The organism is Streptomyces sp. NPDC088747 (assembly GCF_044751025.1).
In the GTDB taxonomy this organism is placed as follows: Bacteria; Actinomycetota; Actinomycetes; order Streptomycetales; family Streptomycetaceae; genus Streptomyces.
The window spans coordinates 25,288-41,666 of record NZ_JBIVKZ010000001.1 but is presented as its reverse complement, the minus strand read 5'-3'; the positions used below and the strand labels follow the sequence as shown (position 1 = coordinate 41,666).

General features: G+C 70.9%; 15 protein-coding genes. 6 read left to right on the top strand and 9 right to left on the bottom strand.

Going from position 1 to position 16,379, the window contains the following annotated elements:
• Positions 1–21: 21 nt before the first annotated feature.
• From ACIP79_RS00185 to ACIP79_RS00170, 4 genes are all read right to left on the bottom strand, one after another.
• Positions 22–2,043: a trypsin-like serine peptidase gene (locus tag ACIP79_RS00185; RefSeq protein WP_401217085.1), complete on the bottom strand. Its 2,022-nt coding sequence runs from the start codon at positions 2,041–2,043 to the stop codon at positions 22–24.
• A gap of 160 nt (positions 2,044–2,203) precedes the next feature.
• The gene (locus tag ACIP79_RS00180) at positions 2,204–2,932 is read right to left on the bottom strand and encodes a TIGR03943 family putative permease subunit (protein ID WP_401217082.1); all 729 of its coding nucleotides are present in this window, start codon (positions 2,930–2,932) and stop codon (positions 2,204–2,206) included.
• Positions 2,929–3,948, bottom strand: a complete 1,020-nt coding sequence (locus ACIP79_RS00175; RefSeq protein ID WP_401217079.1) for a permease — start codon at positions 3,946–3,948, stop codon at positions 2,929–2,931. Before ACIP79_RS00175 ends, ACIP79_RS00180 begins: the two co-directional genes overlap by 4 nt.
• Before the next feature lie 165 nt (positions 3,949–4,113).
• A complete protein-coding gene (locus ACIP79_RS00170; protein WP_401217076.1) occupies positions 4,114–5,382 on the bottom strand; it encodes an alpha-L-fucosidase in 1,269 nt (422 codons plus the stop codon).
• 251 nt (positions 5,383–5,633) lie between these two features.
• Here ACIP79_RS00170 and ACIP79_RS00165 point away from each other — a divergent pair, with 251 nt between their 5' ends.
• Positions 5,634–6,047 carry an SseB family protein gene (locus tag ACIP79_RS00165; protein WP_401217073.1) on the top strand — a complete coding sequence of 138 codons (414 nt, stop codon included), beginning with the start codon at positions 5,634–5,636 and terminating at the stop codon, positions 6,045–6,047.
• 132 nt (positions 6,048–6,179) lie between these two features.
• On the opposite strand, the gene ACIP79_RS00160 is transcribed toward ACIP79_RS00165, so the two are convergent.
• From ACIP79_RS00160 to ACIP79_RS00140, 5 genes are all read right to left on the bottom strand, one after another.
• Positions 6,180–6,578, bottom strand: coding sequence for a MarR family winged helix-turn-helix transcriptional regulator (locus tag ACIP79_RS00160; RefSeq protein WP_401217071.1), 399 nt, complete (start codon positions 6,576–6,578; stop codon positions 6,180–6,182).
• A 101-nt stretch (positions 6,579–6,679) separates the two neighbouring features.
• A complete protein-coding gene (locus tag ACIP79_RS00155) occupies positions 6,680–7,711 on the bottom strand; it encodes a LacI family DNA-binding transcriptional regulator (RefSeq protein WP_387177284.1) in 1,032 nt (343 codons plus the stop codon).
• Positions 7,708–8,613 (bottom strand): carbohydrate ABC transporter permease, encoded by a 906-nt coding sequence (locus ACIP79_RS00150; protein WP_383687256.1) that lies wholly within the window; start codon positions 8,611–8,613, stop codon positions 7,708–7,710. Before ACIP79_RS00150 ends, ACIP79_RS00155 begins: the two co-directional genes overlap by 4 nt.
• Positions 8,610–9,533 (bottom strand): carbohydrate ABC transporter permease, encoded by a 924-nt coding sequence (locus ACIP79_RS00145; RefSeq protein ID WP_401217066.1) that lies wholly within the window; start codon positions 9,531–9,533, stop codon positions 8,610–8,612. The genes ACIP79_RS00150 and ACIP79_RS00145 overlap by 4 nt, the downstream gene beginning before the upstream one ends.
• Complete coding sequence (locus ACIP79_RS00140) at positions 9,530–10,861, bottom strand: ABC transporter substrate-binding protein (protein WP_401217063.1); 1,332 nt, start codon at positions 10,859–10,861, stop codon at positions 9,530–9,532. The genes ACIP79_RS00145 and ACIP79_RS00140 overlap by 4 nt, the downstream gene beginning before the upstream one ends.
• Positions 10,862–11,046: 185 nt before the next feature.
• Between ACIP79_RS00140 and ACIP79_RS00135 the strand changes: the two genes are divergently transcribed.
• From ACIP79_RS00135 to crcB (ACIP79_RS00115), 5 genes are all read left to right on the top strand, one after another.
• The gene (locus tag ACIP79_RS00135; protein ID WP_401217061.1) at positions 11,047–13,068 is read left to right on the top strand and encodes a beta-galactosidase; all 2,022 of its coding nucleotides are present in this window, start codon (positions 11,047–11,049) and stop codon (positions 13,066–13,068) included.
• Between the two features lie 150 nt (positions 13,069–13,218).
• Positions 13,219–14,787 (top strand): arabinogalactan endo-beta-1,4-galactanase, encoded by a 1,569-nt coding sequence (locus tag ACIP79_RS00130; protein ID WP_401217058.1) that lies wholly within the window; start codon positions 13,219–13,221, stop codon positions 14,785–14,787.
• A 161-nt stretch (positions 14,788–14,948) separates the two neighbouring features.
• Positions 14,949–15,236, top strand: a complete 288-nt coding sequence (locus tag ACIP79_RS00125; protein WP_401219143.1) for an ArsR family transcriptional regulator — start codon at positions 14,949–14,951, stop codon at positions 15,234–15,236.
• A 198-nt stretch (positions 15,237–15,434) separates the two neighbouring features.
• Complete coding sequence (gene crcB, locus ACIP79_RS00120; RefSeq protein WP_401217056.1) at positions 15,435–15,974, top strand: fluoride efflux transporter CrcB; 540 nt, start codon at positions 15,435–15,437, stop codon at positions 15,972–15,974.
• Positions 15,971–16,345, top strand: coding sequence for a fluoride efflux transporter CrcB (crcB, locus tag ACIP79_RS00115; RefSeq protein WP_401217053.1), 375 nt, complete (start codon positions 15,971–15,973; stop codon positions 16,343–16,345). Before crcB (ACIP79_RS00120) ends, crcB (ACIP79_RS00115) begins: the two co-directional genes overlap by 4 nt.
• The last annotated feature ends 34 nt before the right edge of the window (positions 16,346–16,379 follow it).

The following is a 16,379-nucleotide window of genomic DNA, read 5'->3' as shown; positions in this document are numbered from 1 at the left end:
TGAGGCACCGGCCCCGCGGGGTCAGGGGAACAGCCCGAGCGCCACGGTCCGGGCGACATCGGGATGCGCCAGGTACTCGTGGACGGCGTGCGCCTGCTCGCGCGCGTTCGTGACGACGGACTCGTGGAGGTCGTCGCCCCACCGGGGGCGCAGCGGGCAGCCGATCGTGACCGGGTCGGCCGGGCACCAGATGTTCTCCCAGCGCCCCACCCGCTCCGGGCGCCGCAGTGCCGGGGCGAGCAGCCGCTCGTACACGGCGTCGAGACCGAGCGGACTGCCGGCCGTGACCAGGAGCCGTACGTCGACCGCGGCGTCCAGCTGGGTCAGCAGATCCATGGCCACGACGGTCCCGAGACTGTGCGCCACGATGGTCAGTGGGCCCGAGTCCGGCACGCTCTCGCGCACGGCGTCCAGCACGGCCTGCCGGGCCTCCCCGTCGTCGAGGTATCGGGCCACGTCGCCCAGCACGGCCGACACGAACAAGGCGTCCAGATCCGTACGGGCGGCCAGCCAGGCCAGCGAGCGGCGCAGCGCGCCGGACGCACCGCCGGGCAGGCCGAAGGCCTCCTCAGCGGTGAGCAGTTCCTCCGGCATACCGGCCTTGACGGCGGCCTCCCGGACGATCCGCTCGTAGAGCACCCGGGTGCTGGGGTCGCTGGGCGGGGCCGCCGGGGCGAACCCGAGTGCCGACTCCTCGCCGAGCAGGGACTCGCGGCCCGGCGTACCGGCCGCGCGGTTGCCGTAGAACGGGAGCCACACGTCGACCGGATCCACCGTCGGCAGTCCGGCGAGGGTGAGTCCCCGGTTGAGCCCCGACGTCCAGGAGCGCCGCATGTGCTCCGGGTCCGCCTTCTCCTGGCCTCGGCCGTGCAGGAACAGCAGGTGGCCACGGCCGGCGAAGGCGCCCGTACGTCCCCGCAGTCCACGGCGCCGTGGAGCGGCCTCGGGGGCGCGCGCCGACAGCCCTTCGGCGGCGGGCACGGCCGTGGGGGCGGTCACGGGCAGCAGACCGAGGTCCCCGAGGACGTTCTCCCTTGCCGTCCCGGCCAGCGAGGTCCGCAGGCGTGCCACGATGCGGCTGACCCGGGCGCCCTCGTTGGCGGCCCAGTCCACCAGGTCGTCCGGGTCGCCGGGCTGTACGGGTGTGCCGTCGCGCCGCAGCTGCCTGCCCTGGGCGTCCTTGCGGGCGACACCGGCGTGGTGCAGGGCCACCACTTCCCACTGGTCGTTGAAGACGGGAGAGCCGGAGTTCCCGGGTTCGGTGTCCGTGTCGTAGTGCAGGAAGTCATCGAGCTGGACGCGCAGTTCGTTGCGGCGGATGGCGATCTCCTTGAGCCGGCCGCTGGGATGCCCCACGACGTTGACGGACTCGCCGATCACCAGCTTGCCCTGGGCCCCGATGAGCCGGTTCCAGCCGAACAGCGCCCCGGGCGGGCGTCCGTCGGCCCCCGCCTCGACGCGTACGAGGGAGAAGTCGAGGTCCTCGTCGACAACGGGGACGAAGTCCGCCCGCAGCCGGTACACGACCGACTGCGCCGGGGTGTTGTCGATGCCGGTCTCGGCGGCGAACTCCACGATCACCCGCGCGGCCATGTCGGCGTCCGGAAGTACATGGTGATTGGTCATCAGCAGATCCGGTGAGACGAGGAACGCCGTCCCCAGCGGCAGCACCCGGCCGTTCTCCAGCAGCGAGACACGGCTCACGGTCGCGGCGGCGCGTGAGCCCCTGGAGAGGAAGTTGACCGCCTGGAGGTCCTTGGAGGCACCGATGATGCGCTCCAGCAGCCGTCGCCCCGGCTTCTCCTGCGAGACGAGCGACATCACCGTCTCCATGGGCAGCGCGCCCCCGCTGATCAGGTGTTCCGCGCGGGCCTGGAGCTGACTGTCGGTGTCCGGCAGGGACACGCCCTGGCCGCACAGGCGCTCGACCTCCTCGCGTTGGGGGAGTGCCGCGACGTACCTTTCGGCCGCCGCTTCCTCGTGGTGCCGCCGGGCGGCCCGCACTCGTTCGTACGTGTCCGCGGTGAGAACGTGGGTGTCCATGCGCACCATCCCGATGGCGAGGCCGAGGAGGAAAACGGGCTGTCTCCCTGCTTAGGCGGGTCCGCCGGGGTGCCGCATCGGGGAACTCCCCATGGAACTTCCCGAGGAACGGCTGGTTGGCGCTCTCAGCTGCTGGAGAGGCCGCCGCGGAGACGGGAGTTCAGTTGTTCCAGCTCTCGTCGTAGGGGTCGCGCGGGGCCGCGACCGGCCTGGCCTCGCCGACCTCGATGAAGGGGATGACACCGTCGTTGACGGGATCCTTGGTCCGCTTGTCCGTGTAGGTACCGGTGACTTCGAGCCAGGAGTCGGGGCGCAGGACCGGGGGAATCCGTCCGGTCAGGCCGATCTTGACGGGCTGGGCGTCCGCGGCACAGCAGTTGAGAGCCATGCGGACGAGGTACGGAGTGCCGTCGTGGTCCAGCGCGACGAAGCCGGTGACCCTGACGCGCCGGTCGCCGAGGGTGTGTCCGTGGTCGTAGGCGGCGCGGCCCGCGTAGTCGACCAGGCTGAGCGGAATCGGGTCGCCGGAGGGCAACTCGGCGTATCCGAAAGGGGGTTGCAGGGCCGTGCCGGTGCGCATCGCGCTGTAGGAGCCCAGCGCGGGCGGGGCGACCAGGATGAGGGCGAGCAGCGGGAGGACCAACAGCCAGGCTATTCGGGGCTCGCGGTGGACGTGACCTTCGTGCACCTCGCCCTCCTCGGTCGCCTTCCCGCGTCGCAGCTCGTACCAGACGGTGGCGACGGCCGTGACGATCAGGACGACACCGGCGCCCAGCAGCAACGGGCGCAACCCGGCCTTGACGTACCGCAGATAGAGGTCGCTGGAGCCGGCCTTGAGGATCGCCGCGCCGACGAGGAACAGGACGGCCGCCTGTGCCTGCCGGTTCACAGGAGCACCGCCCCGACGAGGACCGAACCGAGGATCGCGAGAACGAAGGTGGCGGGGGCGAACCGCAGCGCGAACCCGCGGCCGAACGTGCCGACCTGCATGGCGAACAGCTTCAGGTCGATCATCGGCCCGACGACGAGGAACGCCAGCCGGGCGGTCAGCGAGAACTGCGTCAGCGACGCGACCACGAACGCGTCGGCCTCCGAGCAGATCGACAGCAGCACCGCGAGGACGGCCAGGGCGAGCACCGACACCACGAAGTTGCCCGCCGCGGCCTGCAGCCAGCTCTCCGGCACGACCGCCTTAAGCGTGGCCGCGGCCATCGCGCCGACGACGAGGAAGCCGCCCGCGTGCATGACGTCGTGCCGTACGGAGCCCCAGAACGCCGCGCCCCTGCCGAGGCCGTCGTGGGCCGGGCGGGCCGGCGGGCGAAGCCAGTCCGCGCGCCCCGCCCGCTGCCAGAGCCAGCCCATCGAGCAGGCCACGAGCAGGCTCGCCACGAACCGGGCGAGGACCATCTCCGGATCGCGCGGGAAGGCGACCGCCGTGGCGGTCAGCACGATCGGGTTGATCGCCGGTGCGGACAGCAGGAACGCCAGTGCCGCCGCGGGTGTGACACCCCGTCGCACCAGCGCCCCGGCCACCGGGACGGAGGCGCACTCGCAGCCGGGCAGCACCGCCCCGGCCATCCCGGCGACCGGAACCGCCAGCGCGGGCCTGCTCGGCAGGGCGCGGGCGAAGAACGAGGGCGGGACGAAGACCGCGATCACCGCCGACAGGAGCACGCCGAGGACCAGGAAGGGCAGGGCCTGGATGATCACCGCGACGAACACGGTCATCCAGCTCTGCATCACCGGCGCGGACAGCGCCTGCCGGATCGAACCCTGCGAGGTGACCAGCAGGAGCAGAACCATGGTCAGGACGAGGGGGGAGCTGACGCGCCGGTCCCGCCGGCCCTGTCGGTCGCCCGGGTCGCGGCGCTCGACAGGGGGCGGGGCCGCCTTGCTGATGGTCACGGGTGAGGTACCTCCGGTAAGGAAGGGCTCGGTGGCTCGGTCGCCCCTCCACCTTCAGTACGCCGGTCGAGGCACAGCTTCTCATCGTGGTGAGCAACGTCCGCGAGCCGGACGCCGGTTCACCCCTCCCGCATGGTTCTTCGAGTGGCTCTTCGAGCCGCTCCGTCAGTCGCGCCCGGTGCCCCGGTAGAGGTCCAGCTCCCCGTCGAGTTCGACGGCCAGCACGGTGGCGTACTCGTCGAGGTCCGCCGGGGCGGGCGCGTCGATCCAGGTCACGCCGGGCACCGCGTCCAGTCCTCCGGTGACGTGGTGGCCCAGTTCGGTGCCCGTGCCCAGGACGGACACTCGGCGCACCGCGTTGCGCAGGCCGCGGACGGACACCGCCTCGCGCGGCGCGTCGAAACAGGTCAGGTAGAGCGTGCGCCGGTCGGTGGAGAGGGTGCTCGGGCCGTAGTGGTGCCCGGCCGGCAGTCCGGCGACCGTCCCGTACACGGCGGGGGAGTGCCTGGCGATCCACGCGCCGAGGCCCTCCAGGCGTTCGACCTGTTCCGCGGGGATCGTCCCGTCCTCCATGGGGCCGACGTCGAGCAGCAGGTTGCCGCCCATGCCGATCGTCTCGGTGAAGTAGCGCACCAGCTGGCCCACGGACTTGTGGTCGCGGTCGGCCGGCCGGTAGCTCCACGAGTCGTTGATCGTCAGACAGAGTTCCCAGGGGCCGTCCGGGGCCTGGAGCGGCACGCCCTGTTCGGGGGTCGCGTAGTCGCCGTAGCTCAGCATCCGGGCGTTGAGCACGGTGTCCGGGGCGCCCGCGAGGATCAGCTCGGCGAGTTCGCGCATCCGCCACTGCTCCTCGGTGCGTTCCCACTCGCCGTCGAACCAGAGCAGGTCGGGGCGGAAGCGGTCGACGAGCTCGCCGACCTGGCCGTCGCGGTAGGCGAGGTAGCGACGCCAGGCCGCCGGGTCCTCCTTGCCGGGCTCGGCGTGGGAGAACGGGCTGGGGCGCTCGCCCGGCCGCACGTGCCGGACGCTCGGGTAGTCGGGGTGGTTCCAGTCGGAGTGCGAGTAGTAGAGGCCCACCTTGAGATCCCGTTCGCGCAAAGCGTCGACGAAACCGGTGACGAGGTCCCGGCCCGCCGGGGTGTCCCGGACCACGTCCAGATTCCGGTGGTCGGTCCCGGTGTCCCACAGGGCCACGCCGTCGTGGTGCTTGGTGGTCAGCACCGCGTATCCGGCGCCGGCCCGGGAGAACAGGTCGGCCCAGGCGGCAGGGTCGTAACGCGAGGCGGTGAAGCGGCCGAGCTGGTCCATGTACCGCTCGTGCGTGACCTCACCCGTGTAGAAGGACCAGGACTCGGCCCAGCCGTCCACGGCGTAGACGCCGTAGTGGATGAAGATGCCCAGCTTGGCGTCGGCGAACCAGGGTTGCATCGGCATGCGCCCACGCTAGGGGCGGGCGTGCGGGCCGCGCGTGGGCGCCGGTCACCACTACTGGTCGATTCTCACCTCGCATCCTGCGGGCCCGGTGAGCGGTGGCCCGGTGGCGGAGTCGCACGAGCAAATTCTCCGTCGCGAAGTATGAGCGACGGCCGTGATGAATGCCCCGGTGCTCGGCGGGTACGCGACGGAAGTGTGCCCGGGGCGGATCCCGTCCCGGGCGGCCCGTCCGATCTACCCCGGGATTCGCCATGGACACCCCTTCGAACGACCACATCACGCCCACGACGCCGGCCCAGGAAGCCTTGGACGTCCTCGCCCGGAACACCGAGGACGCGGTGGCCCTCGACACGCTCGCGGGCAGTGAAGTACTGGTCCCCGTGCCCGACGACGTCAGCGAGGAGGACGTGGCCGATCCGACGGCCGTCGCGCTGCCCGTGCTGGAGGCGCCCGGCGGTGAGCAGGTCGTGCCGGTCTTCACCTCCGAGCTGGAGATGGCCGAGCTGCTCCCGTCCGTCTCCCGCTACCGCATGGTGCCGCTCGGCGCGCTCGCCTCCCAGTGGCCGACCAGTGATCTGGCGCTCACGATCGACGCGAGTTCCGCGCACGGTCTGACCCTCACCTCCGAGGGCGTACGCACCCTGCTGGCCCGCCCGCAGGTCTAGGCCGCCGCTCACGGGCTCTGCCCGCGAGCGTGTCGAGTCGCCCGCACCCCCGTGCCCGCCCGCCGCGGTGCCGCTCCGGACCTTCACGCGTCCAGCGGTCACCGGTGGCGGGGGACGGGGGCGCGACCGGTTCTAGGCCTCGTCGTCCAACATGCGGGCCAGCGCCGCGCGTTGCAGCGGGCGTACCTCGGTGTGCAGGTCGTGGCCCTTCGTGGTGAGTACGACCCAGACGCCCCGGCGGTCGTCCTCACAGAGGCTGCGCTCCACCAGGCCGTCCCGCTCCAGCCGTCCGATGAGGCGGGACAGGGCGCTCTGGCTCAGATGGACACGGTCGGCGATGTTCTGCACCCGGCACTGCGCGCCGGGCTGGGCGGCAGTGCCGGAGGCGAGGATGTCGAGCACCTCGAAGTCGCTGGCGCCGAGACCGTACGGATGCAGCTCGCGGTCGATCTCGCACATCGTGCGCGCGTGCACCGAGAGGATGTTCCGCCACTGGTCCTCCAGCCGGGCGTCCGGATTCATGGCTGCCATAACTGAACGGTAACAGAGATCAGGCCAGTCATTGAGTGTGCAACTAGTGCAGCTGCATCCAGTCGACCGCGCGGTGTCCGAGCGCACGCCCCCGGCACCGTCTACGTCGACTCCCGCCGCACCAGCTCCGTCGGAAGGATCACCGCTGCCGGATCCTCCCCGCCGATCTGGGCGAGCAGCACCCGCACCATCTCGGCGCTGATGCGGTCCCACGGCTGCCGGATGGTGGTCAGCGCCGGGGTGGACGCGGTGGCGGCGGGGGAGTCGTCGAAGCCGCCGACGGCCACGTCCTCGGGGACCCGGCGCCCGGCCCGGTGCAGCACGGCAAGTACGCCCTGTGCCATCAGGTCGGAGGCGACGAACACGGCGTCCATGTCGGGTACCCGGGCCAGCAGCCGCTCGGCGCCCGCCTCGCCGCTCGCCCGGCTGTAGTCCCCGGAGACGACCAGGCGGTCGTCCGCCTCGATGCCCGCCTCGGCGAGCACCTCCCGGTAGCCCGCGAGCCGCTCCACACCGCCGGGGGTGTCGAGCGGACCCGTGACCATGCCGATCCGGCGGCGGCCCAGGGACAGCAGGTGCTTGACCATGTCGCGGGCGCCGTCCCGGTCGTCGGCGGCGACGTAACTCACCTTGGACCCCATGCCGATGGGCTTGCCGCACGCGACCAGCGGCACGCCCGCCTCACGCAGTTCCTCGGCCACCGGGTCGCCGGAGTGGCTGGAGACCAGCAGCACGCCGTCGACATGGCCCGCGGTGATGTACCGCGTGATACGCCGCCGTTCGTCCTTCGTGCCGGCGAGCATCAACAGGAGGGGAACGTCGTGCGCGGCCAGCGCCTGTGTACAGCCGCGCAGCAGGACATTGAAGTTCGGGTCCTCGAAGAACCTCTCCTGGGGCTCGGTCAGCAGGAAGCCGATCGAGTCCGAACGCCCGGTGATCAGTGAGCGGGCGTGCCGGTTCACGACGTAACCCGTCCTGCGGATGGCGGCGTTGACCGCCTCCTGGGCCGCGGGGCTGACGTAGTGGCCGCCGTTGAGCACGCGCGACACCGTGCCCCTGGACACACCCGCCTCGCGCGCGACGTCGTGAATCGTCGGCGGTCTGCGCCGGCCCCCCGCGTTGGTCATGGTCACGACTTTACGGCTCCCGACAGGAGATCGAGACTCCAGAAACGCTGGATGACCAGGAACAGCGCGACCAGCGGGATGATCGCGAGGAGTGCGCCGGTGATCACCAGTGTGTACAACGCCGGGGTGTTGGAGCCCTGTTCGAGGAGCGTGAACAGTCCGAGCGTGATCGGGAACTTCTCGTCGTCGCTGAGCATGATGTACGGCAGCAGGAAGTTGTTCCACACCGCGACGAACTGGAACAGGAAGACGGTCACCAGGCCGGGCACCATCATCGGCAGCGCGACCCGGGTGAAGATCCGCCACTCGCTCGCACCGTCCATCCGCCCGGCCTCGACCACGTCGGCGGGCACGGCCGCGGCGGCGTAGATGCGGGCGAGGTAGACGCCGTACGGGGAGAGGACCAGGGGCAGCAGCACGGACGCGTACGAGTCGGTCAGGTCCGCCTTCGCCAGCAGCAGGTACTGGGGGATCGCCAGGATCACCGGCGGCATCAGCACCCCCGCCATCAGGACGCCGAAGATGGTCTCGCGCCCCCGGAAGCGGTACATCGCGAGCGCGTAGCCGCTGACCGCCGAGACGGCCGTCGACAGGAGGGCGCCGAGACCGGCGTACAGGGCCGAATTGCCCATCCACTTCCAGTAGATGCCCTCGCGGTAGGCATTGAGATCCCGCACGTTCTCGGTGAAACCGGTGCCGGGCAGGAAGGTGAACGTGGAGAACAGCTCGCTGCCCGACTTGGTGGCCGCGATCACCACCCAGGCGACGGGCAGCAGACAGTAGAGGGCGCCGAGCAGCAGGGTCAGCGTCGGTACGAGGGCGATCCGGCGGCGCAGCGGCGGCCCCTGGGCGGTCCCGGGGGTGGTGCCCGCGGCGGGCGCGGCCTTGCGCAGGGCAAGAGAACTCATCGTGCTTCCTCCTGCTTGTTACGGGAGTTCGCGGCGCGCAGGAAGCCGAAGGACAGGAGGAGCGTGACCACGGCGATGAGCGCGGCCTCCGCGGCGGCGGAGTAGATGTCACCCTTGCCGAAGGCGTCCTGGTACACCTTCATCAGCGGACTCCAGGTCGTGGAGACGGAGTTGGTGAGCGGTTTGAGGGTGGTCGGTTCGCTGAACACCTGGAGCGTCGCGATGATCGAGAAGAAGAAGGTGAGCACCAGCGAGGGCGCCACCATCGGGATCTTGATCCGCAACGCGACCTGGAGCGGTGTGGCGCCGTCCAGCTTCGCCGCCTCGTACACCTCGGCCGGGATGGCCCGCAGCGAGGTGTAGATGACGATCATGTTGAAGCCGGTGCCGCCCCAGACCGCGATGTTGGACAGCGCGATGTACAGCGGGCCGCCGTCGAGCAGGTCCGGCTGCGGCATCCCCAGCTTGTCGAGGATGAAGTAGAAGGGGCTGACGTCCGGGAGGTACAGGAAGCCCCAGAGCAGCGCGGCGACGACGCCGGGAATGGCGTACGGCAGGAAGATCGCGAGCCGGGTGAAGGGGGCCAGACGCACCCTGTCGGTGTCGAGCATCAGGGCGAAGAGCAGCGCGAGGCCGAGCATCACCGGGATCACGATGGCGCCGTAGCCCACCACGCGCAGCGCGCCGCTGAGCAGTTCGGAGTCGGTGAGCGCGTCGGTGTAGTTGCCCAGGCCCGCCCAGACCTCCTTGCGGGCACCGGCGCCGAGGCCAAGCCCCGAGACCTGGACCTTGTGCAGGCTCAGCCAGAGCGCGTACCCGATGGGCAGGGCGAAGAAGAGGGCGAAGAGGACGGTCGCGGGGAGGAGGAAGGCGTACGGGGCCCCCTTGACCCCGTACGACCTCCGGCGTGCCTTGGTCACTCCGCGACCCCGAAGCCCTGCTTCTCCAGGTCGGCGACGGTGTCGTCCTGCATGCTGCTCAGGGCCGTGCCGAAGTCCGACTTGTTCTTGGCGGCGGCGCCGAACGCGTCCCTGAAGGTCGTGTAGGCGACGTTGACGTTCGGGCCCCAGGCGGAGGGCGCGGTGGTCTTCGCGATCTCGGCGGCCTTGGTGTAGAAGTCGGCCTGGTTGGCGAAGAAGGCCGGCGGCTGGGCGAACGCGCCGCCGGTCTGCGCGCTGGTGGCGGCCGGGTAGATGCCGCCCTCCTTCGCCATCGCGGCGACCGCCGTCGGGTCGGTGTTCAGCCAGGCGGCGAACTTCGCGGCGGCCGGCTTGTTCTTGGAGTCGGTGGTGACCGCGGTGGACGAACCGCCCCAGCTGCCGGTGACGTTGTCGGAGGCCGACCACTGCGGCAGCGGGGCCATCGCCCACTTGCCCTCGGTGTCGGGGGCCGCGGTGGTCAGGGTGCCCGGCGCCCAGACGGCGCTGACCCAGGCGATCTGCTTGCCGGTGTTCAGCGCCTTGTTCCAGGACGGCGTGTACATCGGCTGGTTGTCGATCGCGCCCTCCTTGACGAGGCCGCCCCAGAAGTCGGCGACCTTCTGCGTCGCCGCGTCGTCGATGCCGACCTTCCACTTCTCGCCCTCGGTCGTCCACCACTTGGCGCCGGCCTGCTGCGCGAGACCGGCGAACAGGCCGGAGTCGTTGGCGGAGAACGTGGTGAGGTCCTTGTCCGGGGCCTTCTCCTTGAGCGCGCGGGCCGTCTCCGCGAACTCCTCCCAGGTGGTGGGGACCGTCAGGTCGTAACTCTTGAAGAGGTCCTCGCGGTAGTAGAACATCATCGGCCCGATGTCCTGCGGGACCGCGTACACCGCGTCCGAGCCCAGCGTGGTCTGCTGCCAGACGCCCTCGGCGAACTTGTCCTTCGCGCCGCCCACGTCACCGGATATGTCGGCGAGCGCGTCATTGCTGACCAGCGTCGGCAGCGCCTGGTACTCGGCCTGCACCAGGTCGGGCGCCTTGTTCGCCTTGTGCGCGGTGAGGATCTTGGTGACCAGCGTGTCGCCGGACGCCTGCTTCTTCACCGTCACGGTGATCTGCTGCTCCTTGCCCGGCCCCTTGTTCCACAGGTCCACGACCTTGTCCATGCCCGGGGCCCAGGTCCAGTACGTCAGGGACGCGGGACCGGACTGGGCGTCGCTCGTGTCGTCGTCGGACGACCCGCACGCGGCGAGCGAGGTGGCACCGAGCGCGACGGCGATGGTGGTGACGCCCCACTGACGGAACCGGCTGTGCTTCGTGATGGGCATGGATAGTTCTCCCCTGACCTGGGTCTCCGCCTGCTGCGGGCGACCTGCCATGCTTCTGTGAGCGTTCACAGTAGAGAAACATCCCGGACACTTGTCAATGGTTGTTGCTGTGCGGTTATGTTGGGCTCTCGCCAACAGCGATGTGTGTGCACGTTCCCAAATGATCGATTAAACGGGAGAGATCCATGCCGGAGACCACCCCCAAGGGCCTCACCGGGCTCGCCTTCGGTGGGGACTACAACCCCGAGCAGTGGCCGGAGCACGTCTGGGAGGAGGACGTCCGCCTGATGCGCGAGGCGGGCGTCACGATGGTGAGCGTCGGGATCTTCTCCTGGGCGCTCCTCGAACCGGCGCCCGGCGCCTACGACTTCGCCTGGCTGGACCGCGTCCTCGACCTGCTCCACGCGGGCGGCATCCGGGTCGACCTCGGGACGCCGACCGTGGCACCGCCCGCCTGGTTCTACCGCGCCCACCCCGACGCCCTGCCCGTGACGGCGGACGGCACCCGCTACGAGTTCGGCTCCCGCGGCGCCATCTGCCACAGCAACGACCACTACCGGGCCGCCGCCGCGAACATCACCACCCAGCTCGCCAACCGGTACGCCGACCACCCCGCGCTCGCCATGTGGCACGTCCACAACGAGTACGGCGTGCCCGTCTCGGCCTGCTACTGCGAGTCCTGCGCCGCGCACTTCCGGCGCTGGCTCACCCGGGCGTACGGCACCGTCGACGCCCTCAACGAGGCCTGGGGCACCGCCTTCTGGGGTCAGCGCTACGCCGGCTTCGACCAGGTCAACCCGCCACGGACGACGCCGACCGTCGGCAACCCGGCCCAGGCGTTGGACTACAAGCGGTTCGCCGACGCCACCCTGCGCGAGAACTTCGTGGCCGAGCGCGACATCCTGCACCGTCTCTCACCGGGCGTTCCGGTCACCACCAACTTCATGACCGCGCTCAGCCAGTGTGACTCCATCGACTACTGGGCCTGGGGCCGCGAGGTCGACCTCGTCACCAACGACCACTACCTGATCACCGACGGCCGCCGCACCCACGTCAACCTCGCGATGGCCGCCGACCTCACCCGCTCGGTCGGCGGCGGCGCTCCCTGGCTGCTCCTCGAACACTCCACGTCCGGCGTCAACTGGCAGCCCCGCAACCCCGCGAAGGCGCCGGGGCAGATGGCCCGCAACTCCCTCGCACACGTCGCTCGCGGCTCCGAGGGAGCCATGTTCTTCCAGTGGCGGCAGTCCCGGCGCGGCGCGGAGAAGTTCCACTCGTCGATGCTGCCGCACGCCGGCACGGACTCCCGCGTGTGGCGCGAGGTAGTCCAACTCGGCGCGTCCGTCGACTCGTTGACGCCTGTACGGGGCACCCGGACCGTCGCCGACGTCGCCGTGCTCTGGGACTGGCATTCCTGGTGGGCACAGAACCTCCAGTGGCGCCCCAGCGAGGACCACGACCCGCGCGAGCGCGCCGACGCCTTCTACGAAGCGCTCTACGACCGCCACCTCACGGTCGACTTCGCCTACCCGGAAGCCGACTTGTCGGCGTATCCCCTTGTCGTCGTACCCGCGCTCTACCTGATGACCGAGGCCGCCGGAAACAACCTCAGGGAGTACGTCGCGAACGGCGGCACCCTCCTCGTCTCGTATTTCTCCGGCATCGTCGATGAGCACGACGCCGTGCACGAGGGCGCCTGTCCGGGCGCGCTGCGTGACGTACTCGGCCTGACCGTCGAGGAGTTCTCGCCCCTCCTCCAGGGCGACCGGGTCCGCATCACCGGCCCCGACGGCTCCGAGCTCACCGGCGACGTGTGGACCGAGTTCGTGGTCCCGGGCAGCGCCGAGACCGTGTGGACGTACACCGACGGGCTCACCGCCGGCCACCCGGCCGTCACCCGCAACCGCCTCGGCGAGGGCTCGGCCTGGTACGTCTCCACCCGCCTCGGCGCCCAGGGCCTGGACGCCCTGATCGGCTGGGCGGCCGACGACGCGGGGATCGCGCCGCGCGCCGACCTGCCCCGCGACGTCGAAGTGGTCCGCCGCACCGGCGAGTCCGGGATCTACGTCTTCGTCATCAACCACACCGCTTCCGACGCCAAGGTGCCGCTGGAGGCACCCGGCACCGAACTGCTCACGGGCGACCGGGCCGCGGGCCGGCTCGGGGTGCCCGCGGGCGCGGTCCGGGTCGTACGGCTCGACGGCTGAGCCGCACGCTCCGCGAGTCCGTCCCATCCCACAGACCCCGGCCGGATTCCGGGGAGACATCCGGCCGGTCCTGACGGCGCCGTGCGCACGCCCTTCGGCGCGGCGCCGCCAACCACCCCCAGTCTCCCCGCCTTCGTCGAAGGGACGACGATGTTCCACGCGAGACGAGCTCTACGGACCCTGCTGATACCGCTCTTCGCGGGTCTGGCTCTCACCACCCTGCCCGCCACCTCGGCGCAGGCCGCCGCCACCGTCACCAACGGCGGCTTCGAGTCGAACGGCGCGGGCACCGCGACCCCGGCCGGCTGGACGACGTACTCGGCGGCCGGACAGACCGCCGCGTCGTACACCGAGTCCGGTGGCCACGGCGGGAGTTACCGCCTCACCCACTGGTCGGCCTCGGCCTACAAGGTGGAGACCTACCAGCACCTCTCCGGGCTGACCAACGGGAACTACACCCTCACCGCGTGGGTCCGCTCGGGCGGCGGCCAGAACTCCGCCCACCTCGCCCTGAAGAACTGCGGCAGCGCGGAACAGCGCACCGACCTGCCGGTCTCCGCCAGCGGCTGGCTGCGGATCGTCACCTCCATCGCCGTGACCAACAACCAGTGCACGATCAGCGTCAACTCCGACGCGAACGCGGGCAACTGGCTCAACGTCGACGACGTGACGTTCGCGGCCGGCTCGACACGCCTCGCCATCAAGGGATCCGACGTCTCCTCACTCCCCAAGAGCGAGGCCTACGGCGGCGTCTACCGGACCAGCTCCGGCACGAGCGGCGACGCGCTCGCCATCCTCAAATCGGCCGGACAGAACTACGCCCGCCTCAAGGTGTGGGTGAACCCCGCCGACGGCTACAACAACAAGGCACGCGTGCTGGCCGTCGCCAAACGGGTCAAGGCGCAGGGCATGAAGCTGCTCGTCGACTTCCACTACTCGGACACCTGGGCCGACCCCGGCGCCCAGGGCAAGCCGGCCGCCTGGGCCGGACACTCGTACAGCCAGCTCAGGACCGACGTCTACAACCACACCTACGACGTCCTCAACGCCCTGAAGGCGCAGGGCACCACGGCCGACATGGTGCAGGTCGGCAACGAGATCAACGGCGGCATGCTGTGGTCCGACGGCTCGACCGACAACTGGCCGCAGCTCGCCGGACTGCTCAACTCCGGCTACAGCGCGGTCAAGGCGGTCAGTTCCTCCACCACCGTGGCGCTGCACCTCGCCAAGGGCGGCGACCTCGCGGGCACCCGCTGGTGGTTCGACAGCGCCGTCGCCAACGGCGTGAAGTTCGACGTCATCGGCCTGTCCTACTACGGCTACTGGCACGGTACGCTCACCGACTTCCAGACCACCCTGGACGACGCTGCGGCCCGCTACGGCAAGCCGGTGTACCTGGCCGAGACGGCGTACCCCTTCCGGCTGGACACCGAGGACCCGACCGAGAACATCATCGACCTCGCCAGCGAACTGGTCCCCGGCTACCCGGCCTCGACCGCCGGGCAGACGAAGTGGATGAAGGACGTGGCGAGCATCGTGGAGGCCGTCCCCAACGGCCGCGGACTCGGCATCTTCTACTGGGAGTCCACCTGGACGGCCGTCACCGGCAACGGCTGGGACCCGACGGACCCCGCGTCCGGCAACGGCTGGGAGAACCAGGCCCTGTTCGGCTACGACGACAGGGCCCTGCCCGCCATGGCGTGGTTCAGCCACCGCTGACCACCTGAGGAGTACCTGGGAGACCGAGGGCCCGGCCGCCGCGGCCGGGCCCTCGGGTTCCTCCGTGTGCGCCCGGTCCCGGCCGACGTCGCCGAAGCCCGTGCGTGTCGCCCCGGGCTGCGGCACAGTGGCGGGAGACCACCGTGACGGAGGGGGACGAGATGCTGAAGGTTCCCGTCAGTGGACAACGCATGGACATCCTGGAGTGGCTGCGGGACCCCGTCGCGCACTTCCCCCGGCAACGGCACGGCGACCTCGTCGAGGACGGCGTCACCCCGGCGACCCTCGCCGCGAAGCTCGGCGTGCCCCGCGCCGTGGCCCGCGCCCACCTCGAACTCCTCACCGGGATCGGGCTGCTGCGCACCAAGAGGGTCAGACGGCGCACCTACTACCGCCGCGACGAGTACCGCATCGCCGAGGTCAGCCACTTCTTCGAGAAGGGCTGGTAGGAGCCGCCCCGCGGATCGCGCCGGGTGTGCGGGGCCGCTGCCGACGGCGTTACGCTGATCCCCAGCCGCGATCATGTCGCGCGGCGCGGCGGTGGGGCCCGCCGTACCCGAACCGCGGTGCCAGTGCCGCCGACGGTCCCTACTTGCGATCGAGCGTGCTCGGACGACCGGGCCCCGGCGAGTAGGAGACGTACGCACATGACAGTCCCACGACCGGAGCGAGCCGGCCGGGCCGGAGTTCCCACGCGGCCGGCGTCCCCGTGGCAGGGCCAGGGACCGGTCGTCGCGACGGTCGCGCTGGGCGGCGCGACCGGTGCCTCGGCCCGCTACGGAGCCTCGCTCCTGTGGCCCGCCGCGCCGGGCGGATTCCCCTGGACCACGTTCTGGGTGAATGTCGTCGGCTGCGCGGTGATCGGCGTCTTCATGGTGGTCAGCGCCGAGGTGTGGGCGGACCGCCGGCTGGTCCGGCCGTTCTTCGGCACCGGCGTGCTCGGCGGGTTCACCACGTTCTCGACGTACGCCGTGGACGTGCGGAAACTGGTCGACGAGGGCCACCCCGGCGCCGGGTTCCTCTACCTCGCCGCGACCCTGTTCGCGGCGCTCGCCGCGGTGTGGCTCGCGGCGAGCGCGGCACGGCGCGCCCTGGAGCACCTCGGCGGCGGCGAGTCCGTCGGCGAGCGCGCCGGACAGCGGCAGGAACCGGGCGAAACGGACGAGGAAGGTAAGAAGGGGTTGTGAACTGGCTGCTGGTGGTGAGCGGCGCCGCGGTCGGGGCGCCGCTGCGTTATCTGACGGACCGCCTGCTGCGGTTCCGGCACGACACGGTCTTCCCCTGGGGCACCTTCGCGGTCAACGTCACCGGCTGTCTCGTCCTCGGCCTCCTGACCGGCGCGGCCGGGGCGGGCCATGCATCCTCCCACCTGCAACTGCTGATCGGCACCGGCCTGTGCGGGGCGCTGACCACGTACTCCACGTTCTCCTACGAGACGTTGCGGCTGACGGAGACCGGCGCCGGGTTCCAGGCCGCCGCGTACGTGGTCGCGAGCGTCGTCTTGGGTCTCGGCGCGGCGTTCGGCGGGGTGTCCCTGGCCCAGTCCGTGTGGTCGTAGGCGTCGGGCTCTTTCCCGCGCGTAGTAGGACTGG

Coding starts and splice junctions, on each gene's coding strand:
- ACIP79_RS00185 (WP_401217085.1), bottom strand. CDS start 2,043: ATGGACACCCACGTTCTCACCGCGGACACGTACGAACGAGTGCGGGCC.
- ACIP79_RS00170 (WP_401217076.1), bottom strand. CDS start 5,382: ATGCCGATGCAACCCTGGTTCGCCGACGCCAAGCTGGGCATCTTCATC.
- ACIP79_RS00165 (WP_401217073.1), top strand. CDS start 5,634: ATGGACACCCCTTCGAACGACCACATCACGCCCACGACGCCGGCCCAG.
- ACIP79_RS00160 (WP_401217071.1), bottom strand. CDS start 6,578: ATGGCAGCCATGAATCCGGACGCCCGGCTGGAGGACCAGTGGCGGAAC.
- ACIP79_RS00150 (WP_383687256.1), bottom strand. CDS start 8,613: ATGAGTTCTCTTGCCCTGCGCAAGGCCGCGCCCGCCGCGGGCACCACC.
- ACIP79_RS00140 (WP_401217063.1), bottom strand. CDS start 10,861: ATGCCCATCACGAAGCACAGCCGGTTCCGTCAGTGGGGCGTCACCACC.
- ACIP79_RS00135 (WP_401217061.1), top strand. CDS start 11,047: ATGCCGGAGACCACCCCCAAGGGCCTCACCGGGCTCGCCTTCGGTGGG.
- ACIP79_RS00130 (WP_401217058.1), top strand. CDS start 13,219: ATGTTCCACGCGAGACGAGCTCTACGGACCCTGCTGATACCGCTCTTC.
- ACIP79_RS00125 (WP_401219143.1), top strand. CDS start 14,949: ATGCTGAAGGTTCCCGTCAGTGGACAACGCATGGACATCCTGGAGTGG.
- crcB (WP_401217056.1), top strand. CDS start 15,435: ATGACAGTCCCACGACCGGAGCGAGCCGGCCGGGCCGGAGTTCCCACG.